The following is a 17942-nucleotide window of genomic DNA, read 5'->3' as shown; positions in this document are numbered from 1 at the left end:
TCTATAGATAAGGCTCGGAAAAAAATAGATAGCGTAAATGGTGTTTAATCATTGCAGATACTTTTTATGGTTGAATCAGAGCTATCGAAAGAACCACTTTAAGAATTGTTTTATCACGGCTTGGCACAAAGTTAAGCACGGTGGTTCCCGGAGTATCCTGCGTATATAGATAGGAGAAGACACTGTACCTTAATTTTGGTACAATCACTTAGCCTTAACCCCAAATAACAAACGCATAAAATTAAAAGGCCTGATAAGAAAAAGGTAGATAAAGAAACTGAATCCGAATTCGTGCCAATCAGGTAGCCATCAATAAAAATTACCAGCGAAAGCGAGAAAAATTATACCAATCATCAATGAGATTTTTGGCTACCGGCCATCATTCATGAAGTGTCAGGTAGTGAATCATACGAGCCGCACTTAATAGAAGTAGGCTCCAGGTAGGTTTAAATATAAAGAAAGGATTTTCATACCAATGTAAAAACAAATACCCTGGCAAATCCGGAAATTTGCCAGGGTATTTGCTATTAATTCAACTCTTTATTTTTCTAAGGGATGTTCAGCCAGAAGTTTTGAGGCATTATAAATATCTTTCTGATTCTTAACTGCTGCTCTTACCGCTTTAACTTTATCCGGGTTAATGGCCGGAGCATTGTTTCCAAAAGAATTGCGCACGTAGGTAAGCACTGCTGCGACTTCTTTATCATTCAGTAATCCTTCAAATGGTGTCATCGGTACCTGACCAGGATACTTCCTGCCGTTTACTTCTATTGGCCCTAACAACCCTTTCAATACAATCTTAATGGCGCGTTCTTCATTGCCGGTTACCCAGTTGGTACCTGCCAACGGCGGGAACCCGGAAGCCGTAAGACCTTTGCCATCTGGCTGGTGGCAGGTAGCACAATAACCTTCTTTGGCATAAATAGCTTTGCCTGTGTTAAACAATTCAAGGTCGGCGCCTTTTAATGTGGTTTTAGCCGCCACTTCTTTGGCCTTCTTCACAGGTTCGCCGTTCAGGTGTGCCACCGCTGTTTCGTAAGCATGAATCATCCAGTCGTCCAGCGGTTTCTTTTTGGCTTCTGCCAATATAGGTAAGCCTTTTTCTTTGCCAATCCACGAGGCAGCTACTATGGCACCCAATCGAACCCGGCTGTTGTCGTCTTTTGCCGCCTGCATTAACAAGGCTGCCTGGTCTGGCACCTGATGGCCCGTAAACCGGATTACCTCCACAACGGCGGCTCTTACATGGTAGTCTTTGGCTTTTAGCAACTGGCGCAGTAGCTTCTGGTCAACTTTATCAAGCCCCCAGGTAACCCAAAGCGCTTCTAACAGGTTATGCTCATAGCGCGGGTCGGTTTTGTCCAGACCTGCCACCCATTTGGTTACTTTGGGTAGTACTTCTGCTGCGTTTCTGCCTCTAAGTTCACGGCGGGTACGGTAGCGGGTGCGGTATTCAGGCAGTTTCAGGTTATCCAATAGCGTTTCTACACTGGCTCCGGCAATTTTGGCCGGGGTTACCAATGGTCTTGACGGATAAGTGATTCTGTAAACACGGCCGTGCATGTGGTCGCGCAGTGGGTCACGGGCATTGTGTTGCATGTGGCCAATCAGAATATTATGCCAGTCTATCACATAAAGAGAGCCATCCGGCGCAAACTCCATATCTACCGGCCTGAAATTGCGGTCTTCGCTCACAATCAAATCCATTCGGTGTTTGCTTTTGTAACCCGTGCCATCGTCAACCATGCTATGCATTTTAGTACCTAAAAAGCCAATGGTATTGTTTATCAGTAAATCACCCTGTACTTCATCAGGGAAATGGCGGCTCGATACAAACTCCAGACCAGATGTCGGGCGTACCATGTGTTCTTTTTCAATGAGCTGTACGCCCTTATGGGTAGCCTCTCCGTATCTTGGCAATACGCTTCCGGGCATCATCCAGCGCACATCCGGGCTTGACGTTTCTGCAAAGAATGGCTGCCCCCAGTCGTCAAAAGCAATACCCCAGGGGTTGGGTATTGATAGTTGAGCAGTGCGTTCCAGTTTACGCAACTGCGGGCTGTATCTGTAAAAGCCACCGTTGGTGGCACGCACGGTTCCGTAAGAGGTCTCTACATTGGTGTGCAGAAACACGCCTTCTCCTGAATAGATGGCACCTGATGGGTCAACTGTGTAAGCATGGCTGTTGTGGTGGGTGTCATGGTCGTCAAAACCGCTCAGCAAAATTTCTACCTTGTCTGCTTTGTCATCACCGTTGGTGTCGGTAAATAATTTCAGATTAGTGCCCTGCGATACAAAAACGCCCTCGTGGGTAATCTCAAATCCCAGTGGCAGGTGCAGGCTATCTGCAAAAACGGTTTCTTTGTCGGCTTTGCCGTCATTATTGGTGTCTTCCAGAATAATTATCTTATCGTTAGGCTTGGTGTCACCGGGTTTGTAATGCGGATAACTCGGCATAACAGCTACCCAAAGGCGTCCTTTATTGTCGAATGACATCTGCATCGGCTTGGCCAGGTCGGGGAACTCCTGCTCAGAAGCAAAGAGTTCAATTTTATATCCGGCAGGTACTTTCAGTTTGTTTAATGCCTCGGTACCATACAGGTAAGTAAGGCTACCGTTTTTTTCAGGATTATAGTTGGTTTTTACCTGAGGCAAAACTTTTGTATTTTTATCGGCAGAGGCCACATCCATTTTTTCTCCTTTTGATGCCGCCAGCCAGATGGCTGCATCGCGGATGTCGGTCATCTGACGGATTTTCTCAATTTCTGCCGGGTAGTTATCAGGCCCGAACGGATTATATCTGCGCCCATAAACATGCACACCGTTAGGTATTTTATAATCGTTGTGCCACATCCAGTTTTTTTCTTTTACGGCATTCAGAATTAAACCCCGGTTAGCCTCTGCTTTGGCAGGTGTTTTGCCGAAAATGGCATCAGCCAGTAGCAGGCTTAGCTTTTTGTAACCGGCTTCGTTTAGCTGTGAACCATCAATGGTTAAAAATTCACGGGTGGTGTCATACCATTTTTTTGAAGGCGTAAATGCATCTACAAATAAAACTTTATTGGCATCTGCCACTTCTTTCATGGCTTTGGTATATAGCAATATGTTTTCGTTTTCCTTTACCCCATTGGGTAGGTCGTGCAGGCTGCTCAGGTCTTCAAACGCAATGGGTGATACTATGACCAACTGCGGGGCGCTACTGCCATTGTACTTCTGGCTGAGGGTATATTTAATGAAGGCATCCAGCTCTGCCTTAAAAGCAGGCAGATTGCCCTTGCCCTGAAATGATTCGCTATAGCCAAAGAAAGCAATAATAACATCGGTTTTCAGACGTGTAAGCCATTGGTCGGGCGTTTCAAAATGGCCTTCACTATCAGAATTTTTGGCGTATTCGGTCTGGAATTTCTCTGCGCCCGGAAATGCCCAGGGCAGATTACGGCTGGCATGCGGCCTGAAACCGGGGGTGTCGCCGCCATCGCACATGTTTCTGATAAAGAGCGAGTAATCGGGGTATCTGACATGCATTTCTGTTTCAAAGAGGCCGTAGTTCATCATTCTTGAACCGAGATTGCCGCCAATAAGCGCTATGTGTGCATTTTTCTGGACTGTCAGGGTCTGGGGTGGGGTAGTCTGAAACGAACTGATAGCAAAGACCACCAGTACAAATAAGACTATGAGTAATCTTATGTTTATTTTCATGAGTTGAATAGTAATAAGTAGGGTCGTATTGCTGTGTCGTTAAGGTCTATGGCATACAATCACTTGGTCATACCACGGTAAGGCACGTTAATGTCAATTTTACCTTTCCATTGTTTGGGTACTTTTTTGCCTAATTCCCAATGAATGGCATTAATCACTAATCGTTGAAATGCCTCTACCTGAAAATCTTCCGGATGCCCGAGGGTGGTCATAAATACTTTTCCGCCAAAAGAATTAGTGCCTGTCCAGGCAACAGGGTTTTCAATAGCGGCTTTATCCGGGTTTACTGATTTGCCCATCAAAAGCCATTCAGAACCCTTGGTTGGGTAGTCGGGTAAAACCCTGTATAACCAAGAGCGTGCATGGAAGTTGGGGGCTACTCCAGTCAGAATCGGGTGTTTGGCAGCAGCAGGAATAACCGTTACATCGGTGCTGCTCTCATGCCCGTAATGGGTATGGCCGGCCTTACCGCCCCAACCGGGAGGAGCATTAAGGGCAAATTCACCGAAAGCATTCCATTTTTCAAGCTCGTGGCCTTTCGGATAATTAAAGGCATGGGTAGTAGTGCGGAAGGCCATTACCGGCTTGCCTGTTTTAAGGTAAGCTTCAATGTAGTCCAGTTGTTCTTTGGGCAGCTGGCGCCAGCGCAGATAAAACACCGCCAGGTCGGCATCTTTCAGGGATTCCAGACCCGGAATATCCTTTTCGGCGTTCTGGTCGGGATACGATTTTAGTACTTTGGTACGGAAACCGTAATTTTTTTCGAGTTCGGCGGCAATCAGCGGCAGAGTGTGCTCGCCACTGTATTCGTGGTCGCCGGCTACAAATACAATCAAGGGGGCATTTTTTGACTGAGCCTTAGCGTTATTGAAGGCTAAATGGCACAGTGCAAACAATAGAAAAGTGGATAATATGGACTTGGCCATAGTAGAACAGGTTTAATTAGGTATAAGAGGTTTGAATATTATGAATGCAATTTACATATTTTTGAATAATATCATTCAGTAACACGGTATATTAAAAGTGCGGGTTTTAAATCAGGCTCAGAGGGGGTTCATATATAAATACTTGATAATTAATGCAGGTTTTGCCTAAAGTTTTAAAATATTCTTGTATTTTTTAAAAACACTCTGTACCTTTGCAGCCCTATTTAGGAAATTAGTAACTAAACGAAAAAATAATTTTCAAGACAAAATGCCTACTATACAACAATTAGTAAGAAACGGTAGAGAGCAAATGACTTGGAAGTCAAAGTCTCCGGCACTTGACTCATGTCCGCAACGTCGTGGCGTGTGTACTCGTGTTTACACTACGACTCCAAAGAAACCAAACTCGGCGCTTCGTAAAGTTGCCCGTGTTCGCTTGAGTAACATGAAAGAAGTAAACGCCTACATTCCGGGTGAAGGACACAACCTGCAAGAGCACTCAATCGTATTGATTCGTGGTGGTCGTGTAAAAGACCTTCCGGGTGTACGTTATCACATTGTTCGTGGAGCCCTTGATACTTCGGGTGTGAACAATCGTAAACAAAGTCGTTCAAAATATGGTGCGAAACGTCCTAAACCAGGTCAGGTTGCAGCTCCAACAAAAGGCGGCAAGAAAAAATAATCGCATTCATGTTTAGTACCGTCACTACGGCAAATCGTTTAGTTACGGGGTAGTAATCCTGGTAGACCAGGGTGAATTAGTTGTAAAAACGAAACCTTATTAAAAAGCAATGAGAAAGGCAAAACCAAAAAAACGTTACGTATTACCTGATCCTAAATTCAGAGACGTAGTAGTAACAAAATTCGTAAATAACCTGATGTACGACGGCAAGAAAAGTATTGCCTACAGTATTTTCTACGGTGCACTTGACCTTGTAGAAAAACGTACAAAAGAAAACGGCTTAGAGCTTTGGAAAAAAGCATTGAGCAACGTATCACCAGCGGTAGAGGTTAAGAGCCGTCGTGTGGGTGGTGCTACTTTCCAGGTACCTACAGAGGTACGTTCGGAGCGTAAACAATCTTTAGGAATGAAATGGTTGATCAACTATTCACGCAAGCGTGGAGAGAAAACCATGACAGAGCGTCTGGCAGGTGAAATCATTGCCGCTTCAAAAGGTGAAGGTGCAGCAGTGAAGAAAAAAGATGATACGCACCGTATGGCAGAAGCAAACAAAGCGTTCTCACACTTCAGATTCTGATAAGTATCAGAAGTGCTTACATACAAGCCGCAGGTTCCGTCAGGTGCCTGCGGCTTTTTTTTGCATAAAACGGTTAATAGTAAGGCAATTATAAAAAAGATGCTACAGGTTTTGGTAAGCAACTATTTGAGCTATATTCAATTTTGAGTATTATTGTAAACTTGACTGAAAAGTAAATCACATACGGGACAGAGCTCCACATTATTTGTAATTAATCATGACAAAAGAAGAACTTACCATCTGGTTTGAGAGCAAACTCGCGGAAGAATTAGGCAAAACACCAAACGAAATTTCACTTTCAATACCTATTGAACAATATCACCTTGATTCTATTTCTTTAGTATCGCTTTCTCAGGACCTTGAGGATTTTGTGGGGTTTTATATTGAACCTACCATCTTTAGCGAATTTGAAACCATAAATGAGATAATTGAATGGATACTCAGCCGCCAAAAATCATAAAATGGACACCTGCAACGGCCGAGTATTTCAAAAACCCTTATTTAAATCTGAATGCGTGTCTGGCGTTTAATCCTGTACAGCAGGTTTCGGCATCCGAATGGGTCTTGTTCAGATATGAGCATGTAAAGCAATTGTTGAGAGACCAGACCTGTCTGACTGCAGATTTATCCGGCTTCTTTGAAAAAAAAGAGCCGATGCTTTTGAAAAACACCAGCCAATGCCCTTTTTTATCGAAAGCCACCAGAAAATGGATGATGTATCTGGACGGTGACGCTCACAGTGTTGCCCGCGAAATGGTAGAAAAAGTTTTGAAATGCTATGATCTGGATGAAATTGTAAACAGATGCCTGAACGACTGGATAAGTCGGTTTTTTGAAGCAGACCGGCTTGATATGGCGCATGTGGCCTCTGTGTTGCCCTCACTTATTTTTCTTTCGCTTTATCAGCCTCTGAATGAAGACTGGGCATCTTTTGAGCACCTGAAACAAGTATCTCAATCGTTGGCCAGGTCACAGGACTTATACAAGTCTGTAAAGCAATACCAGGATTATAATGCCGATGCGGCCTGGTTGTTTTCTACCATCCGTAAAGATTTTGAGGATATCAATTTTGCAGATAGCGCTCTGGTCAGAAATTTTTTGCGGGTAAATGAAGAAATGGGTAATCTGTTTACGGTTGACGAGCTGGTTTCATTGGCTATTATCTTATTTTTTGCTTCTGTTGAAACTACCGTTGATACCATCAGCACCAGTGTTTATGAGTTTTTTAAGAATCCGGAATTGCTGGATTACATTCTTAGTGCCGATGCCAAACAGATAAACATTCTGGCAGAGGAGTTGTTCCGTTTTGCCTCTCCGCAGCAATATACAATCAGAATCAATACAAAGCCAATTGAAATAGGCGGGCATCTGATTCCGGAAAACTCAAGAATTTATCTTTGTATTGCTTCTGCCAATTATGACCAGACGGTGTTTGAGAATCCTGACCAGATAGTGGCCGACCGCAGCTATAACCCTCATCTGGCGTTTGGTAGCGGTACTCACGCATGCCTGGGAGCCAGACTTGCCAGAATTGAACTTAAGGCTTTACTGAAGCCTCTGGCCGGAGTGTTGAAAAACTTCAAGCTGGATGAAAGCACAGAGGTTGAATGGCAAAAAGCTATTTTTATGAGAGGTGTAAAGAACTTATGGAGCGTTAAAATATAAGTGGATGGCTGTCAGTATTTTATTGATTCTGCTGTTTGTTCTGTTGGTGGTAACAGGTATTTTGTTATTAAACAAGCCCGGACAAAACTGGAAAGTGTTGCTGCTTGGTAGTGTACTGTTCTATATGATAGTTGCCAAATGGGCGGCTATACCCATTTTTCTGTTTTCGCTTGTTGTTTTTTTCGGAGGGAAAATCATTGAGAGAACAAAAGGGAAGTTAGCCTACTATGGCATAATAACCATGGCTTTGACGTTCTTGCTGCTAGAGAAATTAGGTCTTTTTACCAAAGTGGGTTTGCCATTACCTTTTGTTATCATTGGTATTTCTTACATTACTTTTAATGGGCTGAGTTATCTTTTTGATATCAGGAAAAGCTACCTTAAACCTGAAACAAATTATGGATTATTGCTGCTTTATCTGCTTTATTTCCCATACATATCGGCAGGGCCGCTACATCGGTATAAGAAAGTAGCTTCTCAGTTCAGAAATAATGTAGGTTTGTCTAACCAGAATTTCTCTTTGGGTTTCAGGCTTATTCTTTGGGGCATTTTCAAGAATCTGGTTTTAGGGCAGTATCTGGGCAAACTGGTTGCTATTATCATAGACTCACCAGATGTCTACAAGGGGTTTTATGTAATTATTGGCGGCTTCTTCTTTTTTTTGTATCTCTATTGCGACTTCAGCTCTTTCATTGACATAGTAAGAGGCACCTCGCATATATTTGGCATTCAGCTTTCACAAAACTTCCGGAGCAGGGTCTATGCTTCAAGCTCACGCAGGCAATTCTGGGAGGGCTGGCATATTACCCTTAATCACTGGTTCAGAGATTACATATTTTATAGAATTGCAGGAAAGGCAAGAAAAAAATGGCAGATAGACTTGGCTATGATGGTTACATTTGTAATGATTGGTATCTGGCACGATGTGTCCTGGAAGTTTGTACTATGGGGCTTCATTAATGGCACCTGGATTATAACCGAGGATAAACTGCGCAAACGCCTGGGTTTAAAACCTGGTACCTGCGCAACAATTCTCGGAACACTCTACCACGTATCTGTTGCCTCTTTTGTGGCTATTGTCTTTAGAACTCCAGACCTTGGAGCATCAGTAAAAGCCTTGTTATCAAGTAGCACTCTACCAACAGGCACATATCTGGTAATTATTAAGCAGATAATATACATAAGTCCGTTTTTTGTTCTTATGGATTACATTTACAGAAAAGCCGGACAAAAACCGATTGAAGAGTACCTGGGAACGCTTAGCCTGCGCAACAGATGGGCCATTTATATACTGCTGACCGCCTGTATCCTGATTTTTGGTTCTGACAATAACGAAGATGCGTATTACATGCAGTTTTAAGGTATGAAAAGTTCATTAATTGTTTCGTTACGTAAATTACTTGCTTATTGTCTCATACTGGGCTTACTGCTGCTGGCTATGCTGGGTTTTTCAGAAATTGTTACTGCATTCAGTAATGCCAATGCCAACCTTGCAGAATATATTGAGGCAGACAACCACCAACCAAAAACATTGTTTATTGGCTCTAGCCGTATGCAAACAAGTATAGATACTGATTTGCTGAAATCAGAAATACCTCAATTCAATTTTTACAATCTGGGTTTGTCTGGCTCAAGCATACTGTATAATTGTGGTCTGGCAGAGAAAACACTTCCGTTGCTTGCCCCGGGTAGCCGCGTCTTTATTGAGTTGTCGGATTACCGGGCGCTTCCGCCAGGTTATTTTTATGTTTTCAGTACCCACAAAGATTTATGGGGCATAATAAAAAACCGATTAGCAATTGGGGCAGACCTGAACGAATTTCAGAGCATTTTTTTCTCACTGATTAACGTAAAAGGAGAACTTTTGGCCAATGTAAATTCGAAGAGAAAAAAAACAGATGAATTGGGTTTTGCCAGATGGAAAACCACCTATACAGGTACCCAAAACACGTTCGTTGATAGTGCTGATATGCAGCCTGTGGCAATGCCTTTAGTTATATGGCAGAGCAGGTACCTGGCTTTGCTGAACGAATTGATACAAAAGGGACAACAAAAAAATGTGCAAATTGTATTTGTATTGCCCTTAAACATACGGGCTGCCAAAGATAAAAAGGAATTAATGCCCATTTACCATGCCATTCCGGAAGCAAACAAGTGGATTTACACTTCAGATTTTCTAAGCAGCATATCCAACAATACATATTTGGGAGACTTTATTCATTTAAATGAAAAGGGCGCAAAACTTTATACAGAAGAGCTTATCAGAAAACACAATTCAATGATGAGTCATCCTCATTGAAATTGCCATGAATGAAGTTTGAAACCCGGAGATTTGGCTGGCAGATAGCCTGATGCCGTAAGCAAAAGACTTCGGTATTTTGTCTTTCTTTTGCCTTTTTGTACATTTACTTATCAACTAAAATCAACACGTAATGAGAATACTCCTGACTTTACTCTTCATTTCAAACTTAGTTTTCGCCCAGACCAACTCACAGAAAATTTTAGTAACCGATTTGACCCGAATCAAACAGGTAGTTTCTATCGCCACCTCGCCAGACGGTAAAAAAGCTGTCTATGGCCTGAGAACCATAGAAACCAATGCCGATAATGCTTTAGAATATGATTACCGCACACATTTGTATCTGGTAGACCTACAGGCCGGCAGTGTACCCAAAGCCCTTACACGAGGGCCAGAGAGTGCTTCACAGGCTACTTTCTCGCCTGATGGCAAAACCATTGCATTTGTACGCGCTACCAAAGGCAAAGCGCAGATTTTTATTATGCCTTTGGACGGGGGAGAGGCATGGCAGCTGACCAACTCTAAATACGGTGCCAGCAATCCGTCTTTCTCGCCTGATGGCTCTAAATTGCTTTTTAGTGGTGGTTTGTCTTTTTCAGAATTATTGAAAGATTCAACGCTGAATCCTTCAAAATCTGGCCCTGTCTGGTCTCTTGAAAAACCGGGTTTCCCTAAAAACGAGTTTCTTACAAAAGACAAAAAAGTAAAGGCTAATCCTGATGGCAGCATCGAAGAAATACGTGCGTATCTGGATAAAGACGTGGAAGATAAAAAAGCAAAGGTGTTTACCCGACTAAACTTTCAGGGAGAAGCAACAGTGGAGCCGGAGATGAATTTCTCTCATATTTTTGTAATTGATGTAAAAGAAAATGCAAAAGCCACGCCGCTTACCAAAGGTTTCTGGTCGCACGGACAGGCAACCTGGGCACCCGACGGCAAAAGAGTGTTGGCTGTTTGCGGTAAAGATGCTGACCAGCACCCCGACCGTGAACAGGAGAGCATAGTAATTAGCATGAACCTTGATGGTAGCGACAGAAAAGTGCTGGTTTCTGAAAACGGCAAGAGTTTCTCTGGTGTTGAGCCATCGCCGGATGGTAAGCTACTGGCTATGACCATGAATTCACCTAACCTGCTATCATTCGGGCAATTGGTGATTGCGAATGCCGACGGCACGAACCGCCAGATTGTAGATTTTGACCGCGTGCCCGGCAACCTGAAATGGACGGCCGATAATAAATATTTATATCTGGCTGCTTCTTCAAACGGAGGCATACCGGTTTTTAGAATGGATGCCAAAACCCGTAAGATTGAACGCTTAAGCGACTATGAGTCTGGGGCAAGCCCATTTGAACTGACCAACGACAAAGTGGTATTTGCTAAAACAGAAGTGCTTAACCCCTCAGAATTATACATGGCCGATTTGACCATGAAAAATGCGGTAAAACTCAGCGCGCATAACGACGCCTGGTTGAAAGACAGAAAACTGAGTTTCCCGGAGAAAAGAGTATATACCAACTCGAAAGGAGAGAAAGTAGACTACTGGGTTATGAAGCCAACTTTTATGGAAGCCGGTAAGAAATACCCTTTGCTGTTGCAATTGCATGGTGGGCCAACGGCCATGTGGGGGCCTGGAGAGTTCTCGATGTGGCATGAGTTTCAGTATTTCTGTTCGCAGGGTTACGGGGTAGTGTATCCAAACCAAAGAGGCTCTGGTGGTTATGGCAAGTCGTTCCAGTTCTCTAATTACCGCGATTGGGGCAAAGGCCCGCAGGAAGATGCTTTAAGTGCTTGTGCTGATGCTGCTAAAGAAGCATGGGTAGATACAGCCAGACAGGTGATAACAGGGGGCTCGTATGCGGGATATTTAACGGCATGGATTATTACACAAGACCACCGTTTCAAAGCGGCTTTTGCGCAGCGAGGCGTATATGACCTGACCACCTTTATGGGCGAAGCCAACGCCTGGAGACTGGTGCCTAATTACTTCGGTTTGCCTTGGGAAGACGAGAAAGTAACTAAAATAGATGCTAATTCGCCTTATACCTTTGTGCATCAGATTAAAACGCCTTTCCTGATTAAACATGGCGAAAACGATTTGCGCACGGGTGTAGTACAGTCAGAAATGATGTTTAAAAGCCTGAAATATCTTGGCAAAGATGTGGAGTATGTACGTATGCCGGGTGCTACCCATGAGCTTTCACGTGCAGGAAACGTACGCCAGCGCATTGACAGAATCCTGCGTATTTATGAATTCTTTGAGCGGTTTGTGGGGTGAAGTAAGGATTGTAAAAGAGAATAAACCCAATTTCGTAGAGCCGCATTGCATGCGGCTTTAGGGGTCTATAAGCATTTACGGATTATCCGTTATTTTGGTATCCGCCCATTAATTTCTCTGATTGCATAGGCCTTGAGACGTATGCAATACGTCTCAACAAAAACAGAGCAATCTGCAAACAAAAATGGGCTTCTCAACCGAGAAGCCCATTTTTGTAATTTATACTTTATCTTACTCAGATACAGATTCTGAATCTTTCTTTTTAGAAAGTTTCTTTTTCTCACCTTCTACCATTTGCTCTTTCAAAGCAGCAAGGGCATCAAGGTCTCCAAGTGTCGATTTCTCGTCGTTTGTAGAAGCAGTTGCTTCTTTTCCACCTTTTTTCTTAGCTTCTTTTTTCTCTTCTTCCTTAGGAGCTTCCCAGGTTTTAGAGTGCGAAAGCATGATTTTCTTCTCTTCTTTGTGGAATTCTAATACCTGGAATGACAATTTCTCACCAGCTTCGGCGGTTGTTCCGTCAGCTTTAGCCAAATGTTTCAACAAAGCGTAACCTTCAATACCGTAAGGTAGCTCAAGTGTTGCTTGTTTGTCATTTTTAGAGATAATTGTACACTCGTGTTCAGAACCTACAGTGAAGATGTGCTCGAAAGTATCCCAAGGGTTTTCTTCCAAGTGTTTGTGACTAAGGGCTAAACGACGGTTTTCAACGTCAAGCTCCAATACCACTACATCAAGGGTATCACCAACTTTCACGAAGTCAGAAGGGTGTTTGATTTTCTTTGTCCAAGACAAGTCAGAAACGTGAACTAGACCGTCGATGCCTTCTTCCAATTCAAGGAAAATACCAAAGTTAGTCATGTTACGTACGGTGCCGGTATGTTTAGTACTTACGCCGTATTTGCTCAACAAGTCTTGTTTAGTCCAAGGATCTTCAGTCAATTGTTTGATACCCAAAGACATTTTACGCTCTTCACGGTCAAGCGTCAATACCACTGCTTCGATTTCGTCACCGATTTTCAAGAAATCAGATGGGTTACGAAGGTGTTGAGACCATGACATTTCAGAAACGTGGATAAGACCTTCAACACCCGGTTTCAATTCAAGGAATGCACCGTAATCAGCAATGTTTACAATCTTACCTTTAACTTTAGAACCAACTGAAAGACCTTCAGCAAGTGAATCCCATGGGTGAGATTCCAGTTGTTTCATACCCAACGAAATACGTTTTTTGTCTTCGTCGAAATCAAGAACAACCACTTTAATACGTTGATCCAGTTTAAGTAATTCGTTCGGATGGTTAATACGACCCCACGAGATATCAGTAATGTGAAGTAGACCATCAACACCACCCAAGTCGATGAACACACCGAAGTTAGTAATGTTTTTAACCACACCTTCCAATACCTGACCTTTCTCAAGGTTGTTAAGAATAACCTGACGTTGCGTTTCAAGGTCTTTCTCGATAAGGATTTTGTGAGATACAACCACGTTATCGTTAGTGTGGTTAATTTTCACAACTTTAACCTCCATTTTCTTACCTACGAAAATATCAAAATCGCGGATTGGCTTAACGTCGATTTGTGAACCTGGCAAGAACGCCTCGATTCCGTAGATGTCTACAATAAGACCACCTTTCGTACGACGTTTAACAAATGCATCGATGATAGCGTCTTCTGTAAATGATTTTTCGATGTTGTTCCAAGCGGTTAGTACTCTTGCTTTTTTGCGAGAGATAACCAACTGACCCATTGCATCTTCTTGTTTTTCAATGAATACCTCTACTTGATCACCCACTTTCAGGTTAGGTAGATCACGGAACTCTGAAATTGAAACAAGACCATCAGATTTGAAACCGATGTTCAATAATACTTCGCGGTCGGAAATACCTACCACAGTAGCCATTACTACGTCTTTCTCGTCAACTTCAGTTAGCGTGTCGCTGTAAAGTTTTTCAAGTTCTGCTTTTTCAGCAGCAGTATAACCGCTACCGATACCTCTTTTTGAGACTTTGTCCCAGTCAAAATCTGCAACTTGTGCCATAATAGATTTAAAATCGCCCATTTATACATCAGTTCACCGGGCTTTTGAACCGAAATTAAATTTTGAATTGAAAATTCCTTGCGAAAAGGACTGCAAAGGTATTACTTATTCATGTAATTTCCTAGGTATAATATATTTATTATTAGTAAGTTAAGCGGGGTTCCTGGTTGGGTGTTCCGGCAGGTGTTTCAGGCCACTTTATGGTTATATGGCTAGCTAAAAAATATTATGCTTGCCGAACATTTTTAATTTTTTATGGGTTGTTTTCAATAAATCGTCTTATTTTTACATTAAATAATACAAGACCTGTTCACTAGTATATAACTAAGAAGAAACTGTTATGCCTGTTAAAACACAACCATATCCCTGGTTAAAATTTTATCCGGAGGGTATACCTCATGAAATAAACCCTGATGCCTATCCGTCGTTGTTAGAACTGATGGACGAAGGCTTTACAAGATACGCCGGCCATTCGGCCTATTCCTGCATGGGAAAAGAAATAACGTTCGGTGAGCTTGATACGTACACCCGAAATTTTGCAGCTTATCTGCAAAGTGTCGGCCTGCAGAAAGGCGACCGCCTCGTGATTCAGATGCCCAACTGTCTGCAATATCCGGTTGCCATGTTTGGCGCCCTGAGAGCCGGGTTGATTATCGTAAATACCAATCCGCTTTATACACCCCGCGAAATGGAGCACCAGTTTAAGGATTCTGGCGCCAAGGCCATTGTAATTGTAGCCAACTTTGCCTCGAATCTGGAAAAAGTGATTGATAAGACTGCCATTAAACACGTGTTTGTTACCCAATTGGGCGATATGCTCGGGTTTCCCAAAAAGCAACTGGTGAATTTTGTGGTGAAAACGGTAAAAAAGATGGTGCCGGCTTACCATATTCCACAGGCTATGCCGTTGATGAGTGCCGTTAGTAAAGGAAGCAGCCTGAGCTGGTCTAAACCTAAGCTTACCAGTAGCGACCTGGCGTTTATTCAGTACACCGGTGGCACAACAGGGGTGTCTAAAGGAGCCAAGCTTACACACCGTAATATTGTGGCTAACCTTGAAGCCAACAATATATGGCAAAGTGTACTGACCAATAAAATTAAAGATGATAAGGTGGTGGTAGTAGCAGCTTTGCCCTTGTATCATATTTATGCTTTAACGGTAAACGCGCTTACGTCTCTGAAAACAGGTACCATGAACCTGCTGATAACCAACCCGCGCGATTTGAATGCCTTCATTAAGGATTTGAAGAAAAACCCGCCACATGTGTTTACTGGTTTGAACACCCTGTATAATGGGTTGTTGAATCATCCGCAGATTAACGAAGTAGATTTCAGCAAGCTGGTGATAACCTCGGCGGGGGGAATGGCCTTGCAAGGGGTTGTAGCTAACCGTTGGAAAGACCTGACCGGCAATTTACCCGCCGAAGGATACGGTTTGTCGGAGACGTCTCCGGTATTAACCTCTAACCCACTGGTAGGCGAAAACAGAATTGGAACCATAGGTATACCGTGGCCAAGTACCGAAATAAGGGTACTTAAAGATGATGGCACCTGGGGTGGCCCGGGTGAAGTAGGAGAGATTTGTGCCAATGGCCCACAGGTAATGGCCGGGTACTATAACCGCCCTGACGAAACCGAAAAAGTAATGCTGAAAGATGCTGATGGCCGCGACTGGTTTAAAACCGGAGATATTGGCGTGATGGACGAAGACGGATACTTTAAAATAGTAGACCGTAAGAAAGACATGATTCTGGTATCGGGCTTTAATGTGTATCCGAACGAGATTGAAGATGTGGTAGCCACATGCCCTGGTGTGTTAGAAGTGGCTTGTATTGGTGTACCTGACGAGAAATCGACAGAAGCAGTAAAGGTGTTTATTGTGAAAAAAGACCCTGAACTAACCGCCGAGCAGGTAAAGGCCTATTGCAAGCAAAACCTGACAGGCTATAAATGCCCCAAACACATTGAGTTCCGTACCGAGCTGCCAAAAACCAATGTAGGCAAAATATTGCGCCGTGCTTTGAAAGAAGAAGAACTGGCTAAGAAATAACTAATGTGTCCAGATTTTAATCGGGATGCTCTTATGAATTTATTCCTTAGTTTAGATTGACTGTGAATACATTCACCGAATTCGTAAGCGATTCATAAAAAAATGCCCTCAATCTTTCGATTCGAGGGCATTTTAGTTGATGAAGTGTATAAATGTTAAGCCACAACTTTATCTATAGAGCCTATTACTTTTTTCATAAAAGTATTGGCTGCATCTTTCTCGGGCATTCCTTCGGCTATTAACTGGTGTACCTCCAGCGCGCCACAAAGGTTTGAAATCAACTCTCCAATTAAATCCAGTTCTTCATCTTTCAATGATGGCGTCTCAGAAATATTCTCCAGCACTTTAATAGCAGCCTCAATTTCAGCTACTGATGAAGTGCGCTGTGCTTGTCTAATTAAGGGTAATTTCATCTATCAAAGTTTTTAATTGTTCTTCTTTATTGGTCTGAGCCTGGTTAACCAGTTGCCCGCCTTTAAACCCGGCAAATGTGGGCAGGTTGGTTACACTGGCCAATTTGCGCGACTGCGGAAACTTCTCGGCGTCTACAATCACAAAAGCGGTGCTTTCGTTTTCGGCCGACAACCGCTTAAACTTCGGTTTCATCAGGCGGCAGTTGCCACACCAGCTTGCCGAAAACTGCACCATTACTTTTTCGTTCTGTGCAATGATGTCGGCCAGATTATCTTCTGCTAATTCAATTAACATGGCTGTAAGGTTTTCTTAGTTTTGAGAGAAATAGTTCACTACACCTTCATTGGTTGCAATCATGGCTGTTTCGCCTTCTTCCCAGTTGGCAGGGCATACTTCACCAAACTTTTCAACGTGTAGTTGTGCATCCAGTAAACGAAGGTATTCGTCGATATTACGGCCTAATGGCAGGTCATTGATTGACTCATGACGAACAATACCCTCTTTATCAATCAGGAATGTACCACGGAAAGCCACCGGATTACCTACAAATGACCAGGTTCTGGTTTCGTTGTTAAACACATACTCGCCACCCAGTACGCCACAGTTTAATGAAACAACTTTAGAGGTATCGGCAATAATAGGATACGTAATCCCCTGAATACCACCCTCTTCTTTAGGTGTATTCAACCAGGCCAGGTGCGTTTCTTCTGTATCGGTTGAGCAGCCCACTACCACAGCGCCTCTTTTCTCGAACTCAGCCAGTTTCTCCTGAAACGCGTGTAGTTCAGTTGGGCATACAAATGTGAAGTCTTTAGGGTAGAAAAATAGAATTACATAATTTTTACCCAGATACTGGTCTAAGCTGAAATCTTCTACTATCTCTTCACCGTTTATTACGGCACCGGCCGATATGCGTGGATATTTTTTACCTACAAGCGACATTGTATTATTATTAGTTTATTTGGATTATTGTATAAAAACGTAACACAAAAAAATGCAAAAAATCGTCAGCAACAGGGCAAATATTTGAAACTTCTATTAAGTTCTTTTAATTGTCCAAAGCGCTGCAAAGCTATATTCCGGATAACAAGTAAAATATGATGGCTGTCAGGTGTATACTAAAAGTGCAATTTTTATAACATTAATAGTAAGGAATAAAATTGTTTTTTATGTAGAAAAAGAGATAAAACGAGGCTTGAATTACAGGTAAAAACCTTGGGTTTTCAGGCCGTAAATGGCTCATGAGCAAGTCTAAAAAGCATTGCAAGTAACATAGCGGAGGGCTACACGAAGAATGGGCGATTGAATTTGCTTT

At 42.8% G+C, this 17942-nt stretch carries 14 protein-coding genes; 8 read left to right on the top strand and 6 right to left on the bottom strand.

The genetic code is table 11. The features are described 5' to 3' along the window. Window positions 1-540: 540 nt before the first annotated feature. Entirely contained in the window at window positions 541-3699 is a 3159-nt protein-coding gene (locus MB380_RS19980; protein ID WP_253530768.1) for a PVC-type heme-binding CxxCH protein, read from the bottom strand. 59 nt (window positions 3700-3758) lie between these two features. Then, window positions 3759-4625 (bottom strand): ThuA domain-containing protein, encoded by an 867-nt coding sequence (locus MB380_RS19975; protein ID WP_253530753.1) that lies wholly within the window; start codon window positions 4623-4625, stop codon window positions 3759-3761. 268 nt (window positions 4626-4893) lie between these two features. Between MB380_RS19975 and rpsL the strand changes: the two genes are divergently transcribed. The 7 genes from rpsL to MB380_RS19940 all read left to right on the top strand — a co-directional run bounded on the left by rpsL (window position 4894) and on the right by MB380_RS19940 (window position 12123). Continuing rightward, window positions 4894-5307, top strand: coding sequence for a 30S ribosomal protein S12 (gene rpsL / locus MB380_RS19970; RefSeq protein WP_101724554.1), 414 nt, complete (start codon window positions 4894-4896; stop codon window positions 5305-5307). 109 nt (window positions 5308-5416) lie between these two features. After that, the gene (gene rpsG / locus MB380_RS19965; RefSeq protein WP_101724553.1) at window positions 5417-5884 is read left to right on the top strand and encodes a 30S ribosomal protein S7; all 468 of its coding nucleotides are present in this window, start codon (window positions 5417-5419) and stop codon (window positions 5882-5884) included. A gap of 217 nt (window positions 5885-6101) precedes the next feature. Beyond that, the gene (locus MB380_RS19960) at window positions 6102-6344 is read left to right on the top strand and encodes an acyl carrier protein (protein WP_253530750.1); all 243 of its coding nucleotides are present in this window, start codon (window positions 6102-6104) and stop codon (window positions 6342-6344) included. Continuing rightward, on the top strand, window positions 6317-7549 hold the full coding sequence (locus tag MB380_RS19955; RefSeq protein ID WP_253530738.1) for a cytochrome P450: 1233 nt from the start codon (window positions 6317-6319) through the stop codon (window positions 7547-7549). The genes MB380_RS19960 and MB380_RS19955 overlap by 28 nt, the downstream gene beginning before the upstream one ends. Window positions 7550-7553: 4 nt before the next feature. Continuing rightward, window positions 7554-8909 carry an MBOAT family O-acyltransferase gene (locus MB380_RS19950; RefSeq protein WP_253530736.1) on the top strand — a complete coding sequence of 452 codons (1356 nt, stop codon included), beginning with the start codon at window positions 7554-7556 and terminating at the stop codon, window positions 8907-8909. A gap of 3 nt (window positions 8910-8912) precedes the next feature. Continuing rightward, window positions 8913-9848 carry a hypothetical protein gene (locus tag MB380_RS19945; protein ID WP_253530734.1) on the top strand — a complete coding sequence of 312 codons (936 nt, stop codon included), beginning with the start codon at window positions 8913-8915 and terminating at the stop codon, window positions 9846-9848. A 133-nt stretch (window positions 9849-9981) separates the two neighbouring features. Further along, a complete protein-coding gene (locus tag MB380_RS19940) occupies window positions 9982-12123 on the top strand; it encodes a S9 family peptidase (protein WP_253530731.1) in 2142 nt (713 codons plus the stop codon). A 231-nt stretch (window positions 12124-12354) separates the two neighbouring features. Here MB380_RS19940 and rpsA read toward each other — a convergent pair whose 3' ends face one another. Continuing rightward, window positions 12355-14163: a 30S ribosomal protein S1 gene (gene rpsA, locus MB380_RS19935; protein WP_253530728.1), complete on the bottom strand. Its 1809-nt coding sequence runs from the start codon at window positions 14161-14163 to the stop codon at window positions 12355-12357. A 340-nt stretch (window positions 14164-14503) separates the two neighbouring features. Between rpsA and MB380_RS19930 the strand changes: the two genes are divergently transcribed. Further along, window positions 14504-16213: an AMP-binding protein gene (locus MB380_RS19930; protein WP_253530725.1), complete on the top strand. Its 1710-nt coding sequence runs from the start codon at window positions 14504-14506 to the stop codon at window positions 16211-16213. Between the two features lie 155 nt (window positions 16214-16368). On the opposite strand, the gene MB380_RS19925 is transcribed toward MB380_RS19930, so the two are convergent. Genes MB380_RS19925 through MB380_RS19915 form a run of 3 tightly spaced genes read right to left on the bottom strand, consistent with a single transcriptional unit; the run spans window position 16369 to window position 17569 of the window. After that, window positions 16369-16626: a DUF6952 family protein gene (locus tag MB380_RS19925; RefSeq protein ID WP_101724546.1), complete on the bottom strand. Its 258-nt coding sequence runs from the start codon at window positions 16624-16626 to the stop codon at window positions 16369-16371. Then, entirely contained in the window at window positions 16607-16921 is a 315-nt protein-coding gene (locus tag MB380_RS19920) for a co-chaperone YbbN (protein ID WP_253530722.1), read from the bottom strand. The genes MB380_RS19925 and MB380_RS19920 overlap by 20 nt, the downstream gene beginning before the upstream one ends. Before the next feature lie 15 nt (window positions 16922-16936). Continuing rightward, window positions 16937-17569 carry a peroxiredoxin gene (locus MB380_RS19915; protein ID WP_253530719.1) on the bottom strand — a complete coding sequence of 211 codons (633 nt, stop codon included), beginning with the start codon at window positions 17567-17569 and terminating at the stop codon, window positions 16937-16939. Window positions 17570-17942: the final 373 nt, after the last annotated feature.

The organism is Emticicia sp. 21SJ11W-3 (assembly GCF_024138715.1).
GTDB lineage: Bacteria > Bacteroidota > Bacteroidia > Cytophagales > Spirosomataceae > Emticicia > Emticicia fluvialis.
This window is presented reverse-complemented; position numbering and strand designations above follow the sequence as displayed.

What these genes read in the sequence shown, in the direction of transcription:
- rpsG (WP_101724553.1), top strand. Translation starts at nt 5,417, where the DNA reads ATGAGAAAGGCAAAACCAAAAAAACGTTACGTATTACCTGATCCTAAA.
- rpsL (WP_101724554.1), top strand. Translation starts at nt 4,894, where the DNA reads ATGCCTACTATACAACAATTAGTAAGAAACGGTAGAGAGCAAATGACT.
- MB380_RS19940 (WP_253530731.1), top strand. Translation starts at nt 9,982, where the DNA reads ATGAGAATACTCCTGACTTTACTCTTCATTTCAAACTTAGTTTTCGCC.
- rpsA (WP_253530728.1), bottom strand. Translation starts at nt 14,163, where the DNA reads ATGGCACAAGTTGCAGATTTTGACTGGGACAAAGTCTCAAAAAGAGGT.
- MB380_RS19930 (WP_253530725.1), top strand. Translation starts at nt 14,504, where the DNA reads ATGCCTGTTAAAACACAACCATATCCCTGGTTAAAATTTTATCCGGAG.
- MB380_RS19945 (WP_253530734.1), top strand. Translation starts at nt 8,913, where the DNA reads ATGAAAAGTTCATTAATTGTTTCGTTACGTAAATTACTTGCTTATTGT.
- MB380_RS19975 (WP_253530753.1), bottom strand. Translation starts at nt 4,625, where the DNA reads ATGGCCAAGTCCATATTATCCACTTTTCTATTGTTTGCACTGTGCCAT.
- MB380_RS19920 (WP_253530722.1), bottom strand. Translation starts at nt 16,921, where the DNA reads ATGTTAATTGAATTAGCAGAAGATAATCTGGCCGACATCATTGCACAG.
- MB380_RS19955 (WP_253530738.1), top strand. Translation starts at nt 6,317, where the DNA reads ATGGATACTCAGCCGCCAAAAATCATAAAATGGACACCTGCAACGGCC.
- MB380_RS19960 (WP_253530750.1), top strand. Translation starts at nt 6,102, where the DNA reads ATGACAAAAGAAGAACTTACCATCTGGTTTGAGAGCAAACTCGCGGAA.
- MB380_RS19925 (WP_101724546.1), bottom strand. Translation starts at nt 16,626, where the DNA reads ATGAAATTACCCTTAATTAGACAAGCACAGCGCACTTCATCAGTAGCT.
- MB380_RS19950 (WP_253530736.1), top strand. Translation starts at nt 7,554, where the DNA reads ATGGCTGTCAGTATTTTATTGATTCTGCTGTTTGTTCTGTTGGTGGTA.
- MB380_RS19915 (WP_253530719.1), bottom strand. Translation starts at nt 17,569, where the DNA reads ATGTCGCTTGTAGGTAAAAAATATCCACGCATATCGGCCGGTGCCGTA.
- MB380_RS19980 (WP_253530768.1), bottom strand. Translation starts at nt 3,699, where the DNA reads ATGAAAATAAACATAAGATTACTCATAGTCTTATTTGTACTGGTGGTC.